Source organism: Helicobacter zhangjianzhongii (genome assembly GCF_030249855.1).
In the GTDB taxonomy this organism is placed as follows: Bacteria; Campylobacterota; Campylobacteria; order Campylobacterales; family Helicobacteraceae; genus Helicobacter_B; species Helicobacter_B zhangjianzhongii.
This window is the reverse complement of sequence record NZ_JANURN010000025.1, coordinates 1-1,188: the sequence shown is the minus strand read 5'-3', so window position 1 is coordinate 1,188 and position 1,188 is coordinate 1. Positions and strand designations below refer to the sequence as shown.

Here is a 1,188-nt window from a genome sequence, read left to right as displayed (position 1 = left end):
CGTGCTTGGCGCGGCTTCTTGGGCTAGCTCGCTAGAATCCGCGCTAGAATCCACTTTTTGCGCAGTGACTTGGCTGCTCTCTTTGGTGGATTCTAGGCTTTGGCTGTTTTCTTGGGCTTCTAGGTTTGTTTCTTGGCTTTGCTCTTGGCTCTTTTGGGCGGTGGGCTTTGTGGCTTGTCTTTTCATTTTTACCCCTTTTTGCTTGGCATTGTGCTACAACTTCCCGCGATAAAAAAGGGGTAAAGCTCCCCTATAATCTCCCCCTTTTTCTAGCTTCTCCATTTTTACGCTATGCTAAATAAACTTCTGCCCTCTGGGTATATGATATAATCTGTGTTATTCCCCCCTAGTAAATACGCGCTATTAAAGGTGTAGGTCTCTAGCTCTTTGTGATACCTTTTCAAATACTCAACCGCCTCTATGGTGTCGCTCCTATCACTACCGAAAAATAGATAAGGTCTCTGCACTCTCTCTATGAGCCTAAAAAACTGCCCCAAGCTAAAGTGATCTTTATAGTTCCCCACTTGTGTCTGCAAGTATGGTGGATCTAGGATTAGGCATTTGTTTTTATATGATTTATAGCTATCTAGGAGATCTATGAAGTCTAGGGATACTCTCTCCACGCCGTCAAGGTATCCCTTCGCGGTCAGCCTTGTGGCACTTATCCTGTTATAAAAGGTGGCTTTACTAAGCTCTGTAAAATCTCTTGCATAATTCCCAGAAAAAAGCAGGTAAGAGCTAAGTGTAATGTAGTCGATATACTCGCCCTGTGTCTCTAGGGCGTGGATATGCGCTAAAATCTCTTGCTTTATATCCTTTGGCAAAGCGTTTCGATACTCACCATCGCGCATTTTTTCATAGATCCACGCACGCAAGCTTTCTGTCTGTGCGATATGATCTAGCCTCTTTTGGTAGTTGTCATAGTCATTCCATAGCACTTGATTGCGCGGATACCATTGCTTGATATTATGTGCGACAAGTCCAGATCCGCCAAACACATCGATAAATATGCTCTCCCCATCGATCTCCCCATCTGCTCTCATAGTATTTAGCACTTGCTTGATATGCTTTAGCATATTTTTCTTATTTCCCATAAAGGATAGCGGCGGCTTTGTGTAAATCATCTTTGCCCTTGTGTTTTTGCGTGATTATTCACTAAACACAAGCACACAAAAAGGGGTAAAGCTG

The 1,188-nt window shown here is 43.4% G+C and carries 2 protein-coding genes; both read right to left on the bottom strand.

From position 1 onward, the window contains the following. Window positions 1–186, bottom strand: a 186-nt coding sequence (locus tag NYG90_RS10495; RefSeq protein WP_285265043.1) for a hypothetical protein, incomplete at its 3' end; no start/stop codon positions are given. Window positions 187–284: 98 nt separating this feature from the next. Next, window positions 285–1,124: a DNA adenine methylase gene (locus NYG90_RS10490; RefSeq protein ID WP_285265042.1), complete on the bottom strand. Its 840-nt coding sequence runs from the start codon at window positions 1,122–1,124 to the stop codon at window positions 285–287. Window positions 1,125–1,188 lie beyond the last annotated feature (64 nt).

Excerpts from the sequence above, each read along its gene's own strand:
- NYG90_RS10490 (WP_285265042.1), bottom strand. The coding sequence starts at position 1,124 with ATGATTTACACAAAGCCGCCGCTATCCTTTATGGGAAATAAGAAAAAT.